Below are 16252 nucleotides of genomic sequence, written 5' to 3'. Positions count from 1 at the left end.
AAATAATAAACAGAAAGGTCGTTAATATAGATGAAAAAAGAACCAAAGGATACAACTGTGGTTATAGGTATGTCAGGAGGAGTTGATTCCTCTGTTGCAGCTCTTCTATTAAAGGAGCAGGGGTATAATGTTATAGGTATATTCATGAAGAACTGGGATGAAAAAGATGACAATGGGGCATGCACAGCTACTGAAGATTATGAAGATGTAAGAAGAGTTTGTGATCAAATAGGAATACCTTATTATTCAGTGAATTTTGTTAAGGAATATTGGGATAGGGTGTTCAGCTACTTCTTAGATGAGTATAAAAAGGGAAGAACACCAAATCCTGATGTTATGTGCAACAAGGAAATAAAGTTTAAGGCATTTTTAGATTATGCACTTAAAATAGGAGCAGATTATATAGCTACAGGTCACTATGCACAGGTTGATTTTATTGATGGAGAGTATAAGATGCTTAGAGGTTCAGATTCCAATAAGGATCAAACCTATTTTCTTTGTCAATTAAATCAGTATCAATTGTCTAAAACACTTTTCCCAGTAGGACATTTGAAAAAACCTGAACTTAGAGAAATAGCTGCAAAGGCAGGTTTAAAAACTGCATCCAAAAAAGATAGTACTGGAGTTTGTTTTATAGGAGAAAGAAACTTTCATAATTTCTTAAGTAATTATCTTCCGTCACAGCCTGGAGATATAAAAACTCTTACAGGTCAGGTTGTTGGAAAACATGATGGACTTATGTATTATACCTTAGGACAAAGAAAAGGATTAGGTATTGGCGGTGTAGGAACTGGGGAGCCTTGGTTCGTTGTAGACAAGGATTTGAAAAAAAATATATTATACGTAGTTCAAGGTGAAGATCAGCCTGCTTTATTCTCATATGGCTTAGAGGCAGCAGATTTAAACTGGATTAGCATTAACAAGCCTGAGGAGACCTTTGAATGCACTGCAAAATTCAGATACAGACAACCTGATCAAAAGGTAACAGTATACATGAGAGAGAACAATAAGTGCAAGGTAGTGTTCCATGAGCCTCAGAGAGCTGTTACTCCAGGGCAGGCAGTTGTATTTTATGATGGAGAGGTATGCCTTGGCGGAGGTACCATTGATTCAATCTACAAGAATAAGAAGGATATAAAGTAAAAATAAAAGAATTTAAGAATATAACCATAAAGGCTTTAAAGCTTTTGTGGTTATATTTTTGCTTTTGATTATATAAACTAATGCTGTATGTTATCATAAAGTGCTTAAAATAATTTTGAAATCATTATTGCAATGTAATAAAATAGATATAGAGTTTTATATAGAGATAAATAATATTAACTATAAGCCTACATATTGTTTATCTAAAAAAAGGGGGTAGAATTATGACTATTAACTACGCACACAGAGGGGCAAGCGGTTATTACCCGGAAAATACTATTTTGGCTTTTGAAAAAGCTATAGAACTTGGATGTACAGGAATTGAAACAGACGTTCATATGACTAAGGATGGATACTTAGTGCTTATGCATGATGAAAAGATAGACAGAACTACAGATGGAATGGGATATATAAAAGACTATAATTTAGAGGAGTTAAGGCAGCTTGATGCAGGTAAGTGGAAAGCCTTAGAATTTAGCGGTGAAAGAATACCCACTGTTGAAGAATTAATAAAGCTTGCAAATAGTAGAGATATTATTATTAATTTTGAAATAAAAACTGATGTAATATGGTATAAGGATATCGAGCAAAAATTAATTGAAATAATCCATAAATATAATGCAGTTGATAAGGTTATAATTTCAAGCTTTAATCATTATACAATACACAAGTGCAAGCAGATTGACAAAAATATTAAGACTGGACTTTTATATATGGAGGGACTATTCGAGCCTCATCTATACGCTAAAATAGTAGGAGCTGAAGCAATACATCCATACTTTCCTGCTATAGACAGCAAGGAAGTTATTGATAGAGTAAGGGCAGCCGGGGTAATGGTAAATCCTTATACTATCAATGATGAAGAGACTATGAAGAGATTTCTTGACTATGGCATAGATGGAATAATAACAAACTACCCTGACAAATTAAAAAAACTTATGGAAGGAAAATAACCTTTTAATATGGAGATTAAAGAAAGTGTTAAGGTTTCAGTAAGAAACTTAGTAGAATTTGTGCTTATGCATGGTGATATTGTATCAGGTTTTACAGGAAGCTCAAGAAATACGGATGCAATTAAAGCGCACCAAATCATACAAAAGGCCTATGGAGAAGGTTTTTCCAAGGAAGTTCCACTTTCTTTCAGTGTAGAAGCTGAGGATATAATCTTAGAAATTGGAGGCAGAATTGATGGGCTTTATGTAGGTGAGGATAAGGTTATAATCGATGAAATCAAAACGACAACTTTGGATCTAGAGTTTGTTGAAGAAGATTATAACCTGCTTCACTGGGCGCAGGCCAAATGCTATGCGTATATTTATTCTATGCAAAACAACCTTGACCATATTTCTGTTCAGCTTACTTACTACAATTTAGATAACAAGGAAACAAAAAAGTTTTTGAAGGAATTAAAATTAGAAGAACTAAGAAGCTTTTTTTCAAGATTGGTTCAGGATTATTTACATTGGGCACAGGTTATGGTTTCTTGGAACGAGAAAAGAAATGAAGCCATAGCTAAACTGAGCTTTCCTTTTGAAGTGTACAGAAAAGGACAAAGGGAACTTGCGGTTGCTGTTTATAAAACTATAAAGGAAGGCAATAAGCTTTTTGCTCAAGCTCCAACAGGTATTGGAAAAACTATGGCTACCTTGTTTCCTACAATAAAGGCTTTAGGGGAAGGGCATACATCTAAAATTTTTTACTTAACAGCAAAAACAATAACAAGGACTATAGCGGAGAAGGCTATTAACAATTTAAAGGATAATGGATTAAAGTTAAAAACATTAACTTTAACTGCAAAGGAAAAAATCTGTTTTAAAGAAAAAGCAGAGTGTAATCCTGAAAAGTGTGAGTATGCTAAAGGACATTTTGATAGGGTAAAAGCTGCTTTAGAGGATATTTTTAAGGAAGACAGCTTTACAAGAGAGCTTATTGAGGAATATTCAAGGGAGTATACATTATGCCCCTTTGAGTTTTCTTTAGAGCTATCCAATTGGGCCGATTGCGTTATTTGTGATTATAATTATGCTTTTGACCCCAGTGCAAGCCTCAAAAGATTTTTTATGGAAAGCGGAGGTGATTACGCTTTTCTAATTGATGAAGCGCATAACCTTGTTGATAGAGCTAGGGAAATGTTTTCCTCACAGCTTAATAAGAAGCAATTCCTCGAGCTCAAGAAGGCGACCAAATTAGCAGCACCAAAGCTTAGTAAAATCTTAAATAAAATAAATACGGCATTTATCGAATTAAGGAAAGAATGTGAAGAAAATGAAGAGAGCAGAATCATTCAAAAGGAAGCTCCTAAGGAACTATATGGAGTTTTATCAGAATTCTTAGCATCGGCAGAAAAGGAGCTTTTAGAACATAAAAATGCAGTTTATAATGAGGAGCTTTTAGAGCTTTATTTTAACGTATATGGTTTTTTAAAAACTGCAGAGTATTATGATGAAAGATATATAACTTATGCACAGAATATCGGAAATGATGTAATTATAAAACTGTTTTGCCTTGACCCTTCAAAGCTTTTAAGCGAAGGAATGAAAAAGGGAAAAGCAGCGGTTTTGTTTTCGGCAACTTTAAGCCCCATAGATTATTTTAGAGATATTTTAGGCGGAGACGAAAAGAGCTACAGGATACGTTTAGCTTCACCTTTTCCAAGGGAAAATCTTTGCTTAATAGTACAGGACAAAATATCGACAAAGTATAAAAGAAGAGAATTTACTTACGACAAGATAGCAGAGGCTGTAAATACCCTTGCAAGAAGTAAAAAGGGTAACTACCTTATATTTTTTCCGTCTTATCAATATATGAATGAGGTTTACAAAAGGTTTATAGATTTAAATACAGAGGTAACTGTCTTAGTTCAGACTGCAGGCATGAGCGAAGAAGAAAGAGAAAAATTTTTAGACAGCTTTTCTGTAGAATTAAATAATACACTTGTAGCATTTGCGGTTATGGGCGGTATTTTTGGAGAAGGTATAGATTTAACAGGGGATAGGCTGTCTGGAGCAATAGTTGTTGGAGTAGGTCTGCCTCAAGTTTGTCTTGAAAGAGATATAATAAGAGATTATTTTAGTGAAACAAAAGAAATGGGCTTTGAGTATGCATATATCTACCCTGGCATGAATAAGGTAATGCAGGCAGTGGGAAGAGTAATACGTACTGAAGAAGACAGAGGCGTAGTTATGCTTATAGATGAGAGATTTTCTGATAATACCTACAGAAGATTGTTTCCACCTGAATGGCAGGTTATAAAAGCAGCAAATAATATAGGCGAAACTCTGCAAGATTTTTGGAACAATAAAACTAGATAGAAAGTAATAATCTAATTACATTGAGTTATCCCATAAGTCTTTGAAGATTGGACCTTTTGCCAGAGCTCAATATAAAGATTACTAATACTTTCTAAATAGATAACATGAGTATAAAGGAGAGAAAACGCTTAATATGTGTTTTTTCTCCTTTAAATTCAGTATAAAATGCATTTTATGATATTGAATAAGCTACATAAATTTGATAGAATTAACTGACTGGTAAGTCAGTTTTGTTCTATAGGAGGTAGTGATGAAAGGTAACGCAAATAATGACTCTGATAAGGCAGCTGCAACACAAGCGAAAATATTGGAAGCTGCAGAAGAAATATTTGCCGAAAAGGGTTATGATGGTGCAAGAGTTGATGAAATAGCTAAAAGAGCATGCGTAAATAAAGCACTGATATACTATTACTTTGAGAATAAGCAAAAGATACTTGAAGAAATTATAAAAAAACATATAGTAGAGACAAAGATTTTAAAAGAAGAACTGCTTAAAGATGTTAATACCTTCACAAAAGAGGATAGAGAAAAATTTTTTGACAGAACTTTTGAATATCTCAGAGGAAAAAAAGATTTGCTTAGAATAATTACTATAGAGGCATTAAAGGCTGACTCTGATGATGTTTCAATATTTAAGTTTTTACTTCCTTCTCTTCCAAAGATGATTGCCAAGATGGATAAGATGGGTGTAGAGGTAAAAGATCCTTTAAGCATTATGATTTATTCGTTCTTTTTTGGAATTATTCCAGCCTCAGCTTATTTTACTTTAGCAGATAAGTGGGCAGATTACTATGAGGTAAGCAAGGAAGAAGCAGATAAAAAGTTTATCGATGTGTATAAAAAAGTATATTTAAGTTATTATGACAAGCTGATGAAATAAGAGCTTATATATTTTTGTATATAATTAACTAACTAGTTAGTTAAGGGGGCAGATATTTAGGAAGACTTTATGCAGTATATAATTTTTTATATAATATATATTTTATTTTAGGATGGGAGGAACAAATTAATGGAAAAGAAAAAGAAGTCAAAAGCTGATAAAGTAATTTTGACTATTGTTTTATTAATTCTTATAGGAGCTGCAGCTTTTGGTGTATATTGGTTTGTTGACAATAGCAACTATGTTGCAGCTGATAATGCAAAAGTAAGTGCAGATATACTTAATGTAAGTCCTAAGGTAGCTGGTAAGGTCGCTGAAGTTAAGGCAACTCAAGGTGCTAAGGTTAAAAAAGGCGACGTATTATTTACCTTAGAAAGTGATCAGATACAAATTCAGCTAAATCAGGCTCAAGCTGCTCTAGAAGCTGCAAAGGGTCAATTAGCTAAAGCTGCAGGCGGAGCAAGAGCTCAAGAGGTAGCAGGAGCACAGGCAATGGTAGACCAAGCTCAAGCAGCTTTAAGCGGAGCAAAGACAGGAAAGACAAATCTTCAAAATTCTTTAAATGATGCTCAAAAGAAATACAATGACTTAGTAGCTCAATTAGATAACTTTAAAAATCCATCAACTGGAACTCCAGATGCAGGATATGCAATTGGACTGCTTGATGCTGCAAAAGCAAAGGGAGCTTTAAGTGATGCTCAATACACAGCAAAAGCAGAAGCAATAAATCAATTATTTTCTGCAAAATCACAATTAGAAGCACAAATAAGTCAGCTTAAAGGTCAAATAAGCTCTACAGATTCACAAATATCTGCTTCAAAAGCGAATGTTGATGCTGCAAACAGTAAGTTAAGTTTAACTAATGCTGGAGCTTCTGATAAGGATATAGCAATACTAGAGCAGCAGGTTAAGGTTTCACAAGCAAATTATGATTTAGTGAAGCTAAATTTAGATAACACACAAGTAAAGGCACCAATAGATGGAACAGTAGTTCAAGTTAATGTATTGGTTGGAGACAATGCATCTCCAAGTATTGGAGCAGTTTCAATTGTAGATATGTCAAAAATTCAAATAAGCGGTGAAGTAGCAGAAAAAGATATTTCAAAAGTTAAAGAAGGTCAAACAGTTAAGTTAAGTCTAGATGCTTTCAAAGGAATAAGCTTTGACGGAAAAGTTAAGCAAATAGGATTAACAACTTCTTCAGCATTAAATACTTCAGGAATTAGTCTATCTACTTCTTCAAAAACAAATCAAGTTATACCAGTTAAATTTGATTTAGATGCTCAAGGTAAGGATATTAAGCCTGGAATGAGCGTAACAGCTAAGATTGCCGTAAAATAATAAAATATATTTATTGCTAGGGAGAGGAATTAGCCTCTCCCTAAGTTTTTTATGCAAGAAAGTTAATAAACTCTCTAATATGTGGATATAATCAATAAAGTATATTAAAATGGAAAAGAGGGATTATATGCTGGATGCAGCACTCTTAGGCTGTGGAGGCAGCATGCCAATACCTAATAGATATCTAACCTCGCTATTGCTTTCTTATAATGGTAAAATGATTTTAATAGATTGTGGTGAAGGTACACAGGTATCTTTAAAGCTTTTGAAATGGGGCTTTAAGGATATAGATATAATATGCTTTACTCACTACCACGCCGATCACGCAGTCGGCTTTCCAGGGCTTCTTCTTACCATAGGGAATTCCGGAAGGACTGAGCCGTTAACTATAATTGGGCCATCAGGACTGAAAAAAATAGTAGAAGGCCTCTCAGTAATTGCTCCAAACTTACCCTATGAACTTAAGCTTATTGAGCTTGGAGGCGATAAGGAAAACAGCATAAAGCTGGATAGTATTATAATAAATGTTTTACCTGTAGAACATACTGTTCCATGCTTAGCCTACTCTTTTATAGTAGAGAGAATGAGAAAGTTTGACCGAGATAAGGCTGAAAGAGAAAAGATACCTATGGAGTTTTGGAACAGACTGAGAAAGGGAGAAGAGATTAATTATAAAGGAAAACTATTGACGCCAGATTTGGTTATGGGTGAGCGGAGAAAAGGAATAAAAATAAGCTATTGTACAGATACAAGGCCAATAGAAGAGCTGATAGATTTTGTTAGGCATTCAGACCTTTTTATATGTGAAGGAATGTATGGAGACGATGAATTTCTGCCAAAAGCAATTGATAATAAGCATATGCTTTTTTCAGAAGCAGCATCGCTAGGAAATGAAGGTGAAGTTAAAGAGCTTTGGCTTACGCATTATAGTCCATCCTTAATTGAACCCTTAGATTACATAGAAAGCACAAGAAAAATATTTAAAAGTACTTTTCTCGGTGAGGATAGAATGACTAAAACCCTGAATTTTTCAGAGTAATTTAAATAGATAAAGGAGATTCAAATGAAGTTTTATAAAGAACTAAGCAAAGTATATGATATAGTTTTTCCTAAGGATGAAACAACCTTAAAGTTTCTATGCAAAGCTCTAAATCATAACTCAAAGGTACTTGACCTGGCATGCGGCACAGGAACATACTCGGTAGCCTTGGCGCAGAAGGGGCACAGGGTAGATGGAATAGATTTAGATGAAGAAATGATTGCTCTTGCAAATGGTAAAGGAGGCTTGTTTGCTAATTTTAAAGTTGGTGATATGACAAGATTCCATGAAGTATTTGATAGTGAAAAGTATGATATGGTCTATTGTATAGGGAACTCAATTGTGCATCTTAAAAACAAAGGAAAAATAGAAAACTTTATTGCTGATATTTACAAGAACTTAAATGAAGAAGGAACATTGATAATTCAAATAGTTAATTATGATAGAATTATTAATCAAAACATAAAATCACTTCCTACAATTGATAGACACGAAAAGGGAGTTAAGTTTATTAGAAACTATAATTATAAGGAACATGAGGAAAAAGTAGAGTTTCAAACAGAGCTAATAATTCATAATGACAATAAAGAAGAGAAGCTTACTAATTCTGTAGATTTAATTGCTCTTAGAAAAAATGAACTTGAAGAAATGCTTAAAAATGCAGGTTTTAAAACTGTAAAGGTTTATGGAGGCTTTTCGGAAGAACCTTTTAGTGAAGATTCTTTTGCATTGGTAGTTAAGGGAGCTAAAGGATAATAAAAAATGAATAAAAGAATGAATAATTGAAGATTTCACTTGAGAGACCACCTTTAATTATTCATTCTTAATTTTTTACCAGATAAAGCTATAAAGTTCTATTTAGTTGATCTAAAATATCTACTGGAGTAAGGCCGTCAGCATTAATAACAGGTATTTTTGCTTCAGTATCATCAATACCCATTATATTATCTGAAGCTCCAGATACAACTACAGCATCAAAGCTTAAAAGAGTAGTGCTGCTTGTTATGTTTGTTGTATCTACTTCAAAAACCTTATAACCATTATCGGAAAGATAATCGCGTATTGTACTCAATTCCTTTTGTACACCAATATTTTTCATTTTAACATCTCCTTTCACAAAGTTTATTATTTGCATATAAAAGATTCATATACTAACTATGAGTCAAGTACTAATGGATTATTTTAATTTTATGAGTTATAATATATAACGAAGTTATATTATGGACGATTTAGAATATTGTACTTTTTTGTAAAGGAGAATGGATATATGAATAATATTGACCAATTATCAATCAACTCCATAAGAATATTATCTGCTGAAGGGGTACAGAAAGCAAAGTCAGGACATCCAGGACTTCCTCTTGGAGCCGCTCCAATGGCATATACTCTTTGGGCAAAACACATGAAGCATAGTCCTGAAAATGCTAAGTGGTATGATAGAGATAGATTTGTTCTATCTGCTGGCCATGGCTCAATGCTTTTATATTCATTATTACATTTATTTGGATATGGACTTACAGTTGATGATTTAATGAATTTTAGGCAACTCGGAAGTAAGACACCAGGACATCCAGAGTATGGTCATACTATAGGAGTAGAAACAACTACAGGACCGCTTGGCCAAGGCTTTGCTACCGCTGTAGGCATGGCTGTTGCAGAAAGCTATTTGGCAGAAAAGTTTAACAGGCCAGGATTTAAGATTGTAGACCATTATACATATGTGCTTTCAGGCGATGGAGACATGATGGAAGGAATAACTTCCGAGGCAGCATCACTAGCTGGAACTTTAGCACTCGATAAACTTATAGTTTTATATGATTCAAATAAGATATCCATAGAAGGAAATACAGACATAGCTTTTAGAGAAAGTGTTGAAGACAGATACAAAGCATATGGCTGGCAAGTGTTAGTTGTTGAGGACGGAAACGATGTTGAAGCTATAAGTGAAGCAATTAAAAATGCAAAGGCAGAAAACAAAAAACCAAGTCTGATTGTTGTAAAAACTCAAATAGGCTATGGTTCTCCTAAAGTGGGCACAGCAGGTGCACATGGTGAGCCTCTTGGAATTGAAAATCTTCAAAAGACTAGAGAGTTCTTAAAATGGACTTATGGCGAAGAATTTCATGTGCCAGATGAAGTAAGAGAATATATGAATACTCTAAAATCAGAAGGTAAAAAGGAAGAAGCTGCTTGGGATAAACTGTTTAATGAATATAAAAAGCAATATCCAGACTTAGCAGCAGAATGGGAACTATGGCACAGCAATAAATCAGCTGAACAATTATTAAATAACGAAGACTTTTGGAAGTTCAGTGGAAAAGCCGCTACAAGAAATTCTTCTTTTGAAGTTATAAATAGATTGGCTAACGCAGTTCCAAATCTTATAGGCGGATCAGCAGACTTAGCTCCATCTAATAAAACTTACATGAAGGATAAGGGAGATTACTCAGCTGAAGATAGAAGCGGAAGAAATCTTCATTTTGGAGTAAGAGAATTTGCTATGTCTGCAATTGGAAATGGTATTGCAGTTCACGGAGGCTTAAAGATATTTGTTGCAACTTTCTTTGTGTTTTCAGATTATGCTAAAGCAGCAATGAGATTATCTGCTCTTATGAAGCTTCCAGTAGTATATGTTTTAACTCATGATAGTATTGGAGTAGGTGAAGATGGTCCTACACATCAGCCGATTGAACAGTTAGCTGCACTAAGAAGTATACCAAACTTCCATGTGTTTAGACCAGCAGACTCAAAGGAAACTGCAGCTGCTTGGTATTCAGCAGCAACAAGAGAAGATGGACCAACTGCTTTAGTTTTAACAAGACAGGACTTACCTTTATATGAAGAAAGCTCAAACGAAGCTTTAAAGGGAGCTTATGTATTAAGAGACAGTGAAAAGGAAATTCCAGACTTAATACTTATGGCAACAGGCTCAGAGGTTGAATTAATTTATGAAGCTTCAAAAATATTAAAGGAAAAAGGTATTGATACAAGAGTTGTAAGTATGCCTTCTTTAGAAGTTTTTGATAAGCAAAGTAAGGAATATAAGGAACTTATTTTACCTAATGCTTGCAGAAACAGAATTGCAGTAGAAGCATTAACATCCTTTGGATGGCATAAATATGTAGGACTTGATGGAGATATTATTTCTTTAGATCATTTTGGAGAATCAGCGCCTGCAGATAAATTATTTAAGAAGTTTGGCTTTACTGTAGAAAATGTAGTTGAAAAAGCATTAAGCTTAGTAAAGTAGTATAATGGGACTGTTGAAAAATAGCAAAGAACATGCGAAGGTTTAATGCTGTTTTTCAATAGCCCTGTTTTGTTATGAGGTGGAATTATGTCAAAGTATATAAAAGGAACCAGAAAAAAGGCAGGAAAGTCACCGGGTACCCTTATCCATGTAGGTGATTATACCTCAGAGAATATAGAGCTTACTATGATAGAGTACAACAAGGGATTTTCAAAAATAAGTCAACTTGATAGTATTGAAGAGTGTTTTTCAATGAAAGAAACCGATACTATAAAATGGGTAAATATTGAGGGTCTTCATGATATCAGTATCATAGAGAAGATAGGTAAAAAATTTAATTTTCATCCTCTTATGCTTGAAGATATTTTAAACACAAATCAACGTCCTAAAATGGATGATTATGATGATTATATTTTTATAGTTTTTAAAATGGTTTACTATAATGAAGAAGTTAAGGAAATTGTTACTGAACAAGTAAGCTTTGTTCTAGTAGATAATTATGTGTTTTCTTTTCAAGAATTCAAGGGTGATGTTTTTGATGGAGTAAGAGAAAGAATACAAAGTGGGAAGGGCAATATAAGAAAGCTTGGTGCAGATTATCTTATTTATGCATTAGTAGATTCAATAGTAGACAGTTACTTTTTTATATTGGAACAAATAGGTAATACTTCAGAGGATATTGAACATAAGCTTATGGAGGAGCCTCAGAAGGAAGTGCTTCAAAGTATATACAGTCTTAAAAGAGAAATGATATATTTAAATAACTCTATTTGGCCTTTACGAGAGGTTATAGGAAATCTAACCAGAACTGATTCGCAATTAATCAAGCAAAATACTGTTTTGTATTTAAGAGATGTTTATGACCACGTTATACAAGTAATAGATATCATAGAATCATATAGAGATATTATGTCCGGAATGCTTGATACATACCTTTCGAGTATAAGTAACAGAACAAACGACGTTATGAAGGTGCTTACTATATTTTCAACCATATTTATACCGCTTACTTTTTTGGCAGGAATATATGGAATGAATTTTAAAAATATCCCCGAGCTTGAAATACCATGGGCCTATCCAGCTTTTTGGGCGGTTACAATAATTATCGTGTTAGTAATGTTAGACTATTTTAGAAGAAAGAAGTGGCTATAAGATATAAGTCTTTACATTTAAAAAACTGTATAGTATATTTTAAAATATGTATAAACCCTAATCAGAAAATGAAGGTTGAAGTCCAAAATGATCAGTGTTTCGAGTGAAAGGAGAAAATTTATGAAAAAAATTATTTCTTTAGCATTAACAGCTTTAGTAGCTGCTTCAGTTTTTACTGGCTGTGCTAAGAAAAATAATGAATTTTATGAAGAAAAGAATTTAAATTTAATGGATACAGTAGTAGACTTGAGAGCCTCAGGTACAAAAGCTACACAAGCTGTCAAGGAAGCTATGAAAAGATTAGAAGAAATTGATGTTATGGCCAGTCCTAACAATGAAAAAGGGGACGTTTGGAAGATTAATCAAGGTGCTGGGAGGGATTATGTTAAAGTTAATCCAGATACTATTAAAATGATCCAAATGGCTGTTAAGTATTCAAAGATGAGTAATGGCGCCTTTGATATAACTGTATCGCCGCTTATTAATCTTTGGGGAATCGGTACAGATAAGGCTAGAGTACCTTCAGACCAGGAGATAAAAGAAAAGCTTTCTTTAGTAGGATACGATAAGATAAGCATAAAAGAAGCTGATAATTCCGTTAAGCTTGAAAAAGAAGGAATGGCGATTGATTTAGGAGGCATAGCTAAGGGCTTTGCTGCTGATGAAGTAATGAAAATATTTAAGAAATACAATATTGAAAATGCACTAATAGATCTTGGTGGAAGCTCAATATATGCTTCTGGGAAAAATAAGACTCAATCCCCATGGTCTATAGGAATTCAGCATCCTAGACTTGATAGAAGCGAGGGTCTTCTCGGAATTGTTAAAATATCTGATGAAGCCCTATCAACTTCAGGAGATTATGAAAGATTTTTTATAAAAGATAATAAAAGATATCACCATATTTTAAATCCTGCTACAGGTTATCCAGCAGATAATGGAGTCATGAGCGATACTATAGTAATAAAAGGAAATGTAGCTGATGCTAATATGCAGGCTGATATACTGACTACTACAGTCTTTGTACTAGGTGCAGATAAAGGTATGAAGTTCATTGAAAGCCTTCCTGGCATAGAATGTGCAGTAACTACAACTGATAATAAATTATATAGTTCTTCAGGCTTTAAAAAGAGACTTACGGATCTACACAAGGATTTTACAGAAGTGCAATAAAGTTCTGATATTAATTTAATTATTAAAGAATTAACTAGTGAATGTTATAATAATAATTAAGTAGGAATTATATGGGAGGTATATTTCATGGATTCAAGATATATAAATGCTCATGATATTGATTTTAAAATCTATGGTGATGATATGCAGTTTGTTGAAATTGAGCTTGATCCTAAAGAAAGTGTTGTGGCTGAAGCTGGAGCAATGATGATGATGACTGCTGGAATACAAATGGAAACCATATTTGGGGATGGGACTTCAAATAATGGTAACGGACTTATGGGAAAACTTTTTGGAGCGGGAAAGAGAGTACTTACAGGAGAAAGTCTTTTTATGACTGTATTTACTAATAGCGGGTATGGAAAGCAGCAGGTTTCTTTTGCAGCACCATACCCAGGAAAAATTATACCAATGGATTTAACAAGGTATAATGGAAAAATAATTTGTCAGAAGGATGCCTTTTTATGTGCTGCAAAAGGGGTATCTGTAGGTATTGATTTTAAGAGAAAGCTTGGAGTAGGGTTCTTTGGAGGCGAAGGCTTTATAATGCAAAAGCTTGAAGGTGATGGTCTGGCTTTTTTACATGCAGGCGGAACTATTTATGAAAAGGAACTTGGCTATGGAGAAACTCTAAGAGTAGATACTGGCTGTTTAGTAGCTATGACTAGAGAGGTTAAGTACGATATTCAATTTGTAGGTGGAGTTAAGACAGCTTTCTTTGGTGGGGAAGGACTATTCTTTGCAACTTTAACAGGACCGGGAAAGGTTTGGATACAGTCACTTCCATTCAGTAGATTGGCGGACAGAGTTTTAGCAGCATCAAGAGTTTCCGGAGGCCGAAAGGATGAAGGAAGCATACTAGGTACAATAGGGAATTTACTTGATGGTAATTAAAATAATATAAAGCAATAGGGCTAAGCTTAGCCCTATTGCTTTATATTTTACATTTCAGAACCAGTGTAGGTGAGACTTGCAACAAGAACTTCTTCAGTTTGATTTGTTCCAAGAACTGATACAACGGCGGTTCTTTTATCCTTATCCACACTTTCTATCCATATAGGTTTTCCTTCATAAAGTACACTGATATTTTTTGTTGAAGTCATTATTTCAATTGCTTTGTCAATGATCATATAGAGTGCCTCCTCGCAGTCATAAGTTTTATGCTTTTAAAAATAGTATTTATAATATCATAGAATAATATGTATATATAATGCAAAAATAAAAACGGACCATTTAAGTGGTCCGCTAATGCTTAATAATATGTTGTTATTTGCCGGTAAGAATTGAATATACATAAACAAATCTTGTAGCATGTTCTTGTTCATCAGTTATTATTTCAAATAACATATCTCTGAGTTTTTGGTTTGGAAGCATAGATTGAATTTTCCTGTAAAGTTCAACTGCTTCAAGCTCACCGTTTATACTTGTCTCTACAGCATCGATTAATTTGTTATAGCCTTCAACCTTAGGCGCAGGAATGTCAATCATTTTTCCTGTAAGCATGTAGTAAATCTGCTGAAACATTTTATAGTGCTTTCCTTCATCCATATAAGCAAATTCTATTTGCTTTTTTACTTTTTCGTCTTTTGCCATATCCATCATATTTTTATATTTTATTCTGTCATGTCTTTCATCCTTCATAGCTTCTTTTATTAAATCTAACACATTTTCTCTCTGATGCATTTGTTCTCTGTACATTTCTTCATAATTATTTTGGTCTGTACCGTAATACATTAAAACTCCTCCTAAAAAAGCTATCCCCTACATACTATGTTTAAAAGTGAATTTTTGTTATAGAAGTTAAAAAAAATAATTTGTAAGTTACTTTTTTATAAGTTTAACAAATTTTTTATTGGACACAACTTATGAGGAATTATGCTATACTTAAATATAAGGTAAATTTAGTAAAATGAGGTGAAGTTATGCTGGGAAAAAAGTTATGTAAAGGAGATACTATAGGAATAGTTGCTCCTGCTGGAATTGGTAATAAAGACAGGATAGAAAAAGGAATAAATAAACTTAAAAGCTTAGGCTTTAATATAAAGCTTGGGAAACACATATATGACAAATGGGGATACTTTGCTGGAGAGGATAAAGATAGAGCAGAAGATATAAATGATATGTTTTCGGATGAAGAAGTAAATATGATCTTATGTGTTAGGGGAGGATATGGAGCAGTCAGGCTATTTCCATATTTAGATTTTAATAAAATTAAAAAGCATCCTAAAATATTTATGGGTTATAGTGATATTACAATATTATTAGATGCGTTTTATGAAAAAACAGGTCTTATTGCTTTTCATGGCCCAATGCTTGGTGATTTAGAAAATGAAGATACATTAAACAGCATTATGCTCACTCTTTGCGAAGGTGATAAAAAATATGAGATAAAAAACCCTGAGTCAATTTTAATGCTGAGTAATACGGATAAATGTATTGAAGGCAGAATTGCGGGAGGAAACTTAACATTGATTTGCAGTACATTAGGGACACCTTACGAAATGGATACTAAGAATAAAATATTGTTTATTGAAGATGTTGAGGAACCTCCATATAAAATAGATAGAATGCTTGCACAGCTTGCTATGGCAAATAAGCTTCAGCAGTGTGAAGGCTTTATATTAGGTCAGTTTACCGACTGTATAGATGAAGGGAAAGAAAGCTTTTTTACTTTAAACGAAGTTTTAGAGCAATATATATTTAGTTTAAATAAGCCTACATTAATAAACTTTATGGCAGGACATGATAATCCAAAGCTTATTTTGCCAATTGGAGCAAAAGCAAGATTAAATTGTAAAAGTCATGTGATTGAAGTTATGGAACCTGTAGTGAAATAAAAATGCAAATTTAAAATAATTGTAAAAATGAAATAATAGCTATATATAAATTTCAAAATATATGATAAAGTATAAATAAATATGAATATAATGAAGCATTCAACGAATTTTAATTTCAAGACAGGA

General features: G+C 33.4%; 15 protein-coding genes. 12 read left to right on the top strand and 3 right to left on the bottom strand.

Annotated elements, in window-relative coordinates; genetic code table 11:
- The first annotated feature begins 30 nt into the window (after positions 1–30).
- The 7 genes from mnmA to JK636_RS13315 all read left to right on the top strand — a co-directional run bounded on the left by mnmA (position 31) and on the right by JK636_RS13315 (position 8470).
- Positions 31–1143 (top strand): tRNA 2-thiouridine(34) synthase MnmA, encoded by a 1113-nt coding sequence (gene mnmA, locus JK636_RS13345; protein WP_202749509.1) that lies wholly within the window; start codon positions 31–33, stop codon positions 1141–1143.
- Between the two features lie 224 nt (positions 1144–1367).
- Positions 1368–2096: a glycerophosphodiester phosphodiesterase gene (locus JK636_RS13340; RefSeq protein WP_202749508.1), complete on the top strand. Its 729-nt coding sequence runs from the start codon at positions 1368–1370 to the stop codon at positions 2094–2096.
- Between the two features lie 9 nt (positions 2097–2105).
- A complete protein-coding gene (locus JK636_RS13335; RefSeq protein WP_202749507.1) occupies positions 2106–4454 on the top strand; it encodes an ATP-dependent DNA helicase in 2349 nt (782 codons plus the stop codon).
- 250 nt (positions 4455–4704) lie between these two features.
- Positions 4705–5334 carry a TetR/AcrR family transcriptional regulator gene (locus JK636_RS13330; protein ID WP_202749506.1) on the top strand — a complete coding sequence of 210 codons (630 nt, stop codon included), beginning with the start codon at positions 4705–4707 and terminating at the stop codon, positions 5332–5334.
- Positions 5335–5463: 129 nt separating this feature from the next.
- Complete coding sequence (locus JK636_RS13325) at positions 5464–6675, top strand: HlyD family secretion protein (protein WP_202749505.1); 1212 nt, start codon at positions 5464–5466, stop codon at positions 6673–6675.
- Between the two features lie 127 nt (positions 6676–6802).
- On the top strand, positions 6803–7714 hold the full coding sequence (locus tag JK636_RS13320) for a ribonuclease Z (protein ID WP_202749504.1): 912 nt from the start codon (positions 6803–6805) through the stop codon (positions 7712–7714).
- 24 nt (positions 7715–7738) lie between these two features.
- Entirely contained in the window at positions 7739–8470 is a 732-nt protein-coding gene (locus JK636_RS13315; RefSeq protein ID WP_202749503.1) for a class I SAM-dependent methyltransferase, read from the top strand.
- 88 nt (positions 8471–8558) lie between these two features.
- On the opposite strand, the gene JK636_RS13310 is transcribed toward JK636_RS13315, so the two are convergent.
- Entirely contained in the window at positions 8559–8813 is a 255-nt protein-coding gene (locus JK636_RS13310) for a YkuS family protein (protein ID WP_202749502.1), read from the bottom strand.
- 168 nt (positions 8814–8981) lie between these two features.
- Here JK636_RS13310 and tkt point away from each other — a divergent pair, with 168 nt between their 5' ends.
- The 4 genes from tkt to JK636_RS13290 all read left to right on the top strand — a co-directional run bounded on the left by tkt (position 8982) and on the right by JK636_RS13290 (position 14183).
- On the top strand, positions 8982–10964 hold the full coding sequence (gene tkt / locus JK636_RS13305; RefSeq protein ID WP_202749501.1) for a transketolase: 1983 nt from the start codon (positions 8982–8984) through the stop codon (positions 10962–10964).
- 87 nt (positions 10965–11051) lie between these two features.
- The gene (gene corA / locus JK636_RS13300) at positions 11052–12116 is read left to right on the top strand and encodes a magnesium/cobalt transporter CorA (protein ID WP_202749500.1); all 1065 of its coding nucleotides are present in this window, start codon (positions 11052–11054) and stop codon (positions 12114–12116) included.
- Positions 12117–12236: 120 nt separating this feature from the next.
- Positions 12237–13289 carry an FAD:protein FMN transferase gene (locus tag JK636_RS13295; protein ID WP_202749499.1) on the top strand — a complete coding sequence of 351 codons (1053 nt, stop codon included), beginning with the start codon at positions 12237–12239 and terminating at the stop codon, positions 13287–13289.
- Positions 13290–13376: 87 nt separating this feature from the next.
- A complete protein-coding gene (locus JK636_RS13290) occupies positions 13377–14183 on the top strand; it encodes a TIGR00266 family protein (RefSeq protein ID WP_202749498.1) in 807 nt (268 codons plus the stop codon).
- Between the two features lie 47 nt (positions 14184–14230).
- Here the strand turns inward: JK636_RS13290 and JK636_RS13285 are convergent, their stop codons facing one another.
- The gene (locus tag JK636_RS13285) at positions 14231–14419 is read right to left on the bottom strand and encodes a small, acid-soluble spore protein, H family (RefSeq protein ID WP_202749497.1); all 189 of its coding nucleotides are present in this window, start codon (positions 14417–14419) and stop codon (positions 14231–14233) included.
- A gap of 136 nt (positions 14420–14555) precedes the next feature.
- Positions 14556–15023, bottom strand: a complete 468-nt coding sequence (locus JK636_RS13280; RefSeq protein ID WP_202749496.1) for a ferritin-like domain-containing protein — start codon at positions 15021–15023, stop codon at positions 14556–14558.
- A gap of 188 nt (positions 15024–15211) precedes the next feature.
- Between JK636_RS13280 and JK636_RS13275 the strand changes: the two genes are divergently transcribed.
- Positions 15212–16126: a S66 peptidase family protein gene (locus tag JK636_RS13275; RefSeq protein ID WP_202749495.1), complete on the top strand. Its 915-nt coding sequence runs from the start codon at positions 15212–15214 to the stop codon at positions 16124–16126.
- Positions 16127–16252: the final 126 nt, after the last annotated feature.

It is taken from the genome of Clostridium rhizosphaerae (assembly GCF_016765585.1).
Taxonomy (GTDB): domain Bacteria; phylum Bacillota; class Clostridia; order Clostridiales; family Clostridiaceae; genus Clostridium_AT; species Clostridium_AT rhizosphaerae.
This window is presented reverse-complemented; position numbering and strand designations above follow the sequence as displayed.

Bases quoted from the DNA above. Each gene is read 5' to 3' on its own strand.
- JK636_RS13330 (WP_202749506.1), top strand. From the start codon at position 4,705: ATGAAAGGTAACGCAAATAATGACTCTGATAAGGCAGCTGCAACACAA.
- corA (WP_202749500.1), top strand. From the start codon at position 11,052: ATGTCAAAGTATATAAAAGGAACCAGAAAAAAGGCAGGAAAGTCACCG.
- JK636_RS13310 (WP_202749502.1), bottom strand. From the start codon at position 8,813: ATGAAAAATATTGGTGTACAAAAGGAATTGAGTACAATACGCGATTAT.
- JK636_RS13335 (WP_202749507.1), top strand. From the start codon at position 2,106: ATGGAGATTAAAGAAAGTGTTAAGGTTTCAGTAAGAAACTTAGTAGAA.
- JK636_RS13275 (WP_202749495.1), top strand. From the start codon at position 15,212: ATGCTGGGAAAAAAGTTATGTAAAGGAGATACTATAGGAATAGTTGCT.
- JK636_RS13285 (WP_202749497.1), bottom strand. From the start codon at position 14,419: ATGATCATTGACAAAGCAATTGAAATAATGACTTCAACAAAAAATATC.
- JK636_RS13280 (WP_202749496.1), bottom strand. From the start codon at position 15,023: ATGTATTACGGTACAGACCAAAATAATTATGAAGAAATGTACAGAGAA.
- JK636_RS13320 (WP_202749504.1), top strand. From the start codon at position 6,803: ATGCTGGATGCAGCACTCTTAGGCTGTGGAGGCAGCATGCCAATACCT.
- JK636_RS13325 (WP_202749505.1), top strand. From the start codon at position 5,464: ATGGAAAAGAAAAAGAAGTCAAAAGCTGATAAAGTAATTTTGACTATT.
- JK636_RS13315 (WP_202749503.1), top strand. From the start codon at position 7,739: ATGAAGTTTTATAAAGAACTAAGCAAAGTATATGATATAGTTTTTCCT.
- JK636_RS13290 (WP_202749498.1), top strand. From the start codon at position 13,377: ATGGATTCAAGATATATAAATGCTCATGATATTGATTTTAAAATCTAT.
- tkt (WP_202749501.1), top strand. From the start codon at position 8,982: ATGAATAATATTGACCAATTATCAATCAACTCCATAAGAATATTATCT.
- JK636_RS13295 (WP_202749499.1), top strand. From the start codon at position 12,237: ATGAAAAAAATTATTTCTTTAGCATTAACAGCTTTAGTAGCTGCTTCA.
- mnmA (WP_202749509.1), top strand. From the start codon at position 31: ATGAAAAAAGAACCAAAGGATACAACTGTGGTTATAGGTATGTCAGGA.
- JK636_RS13340 (WP_202749508.1), top strand. From the start codon at position 1,368: ATGACTATTAACTACGCACACAGAGGGGCAAGCGGTTATTACCCGGAA.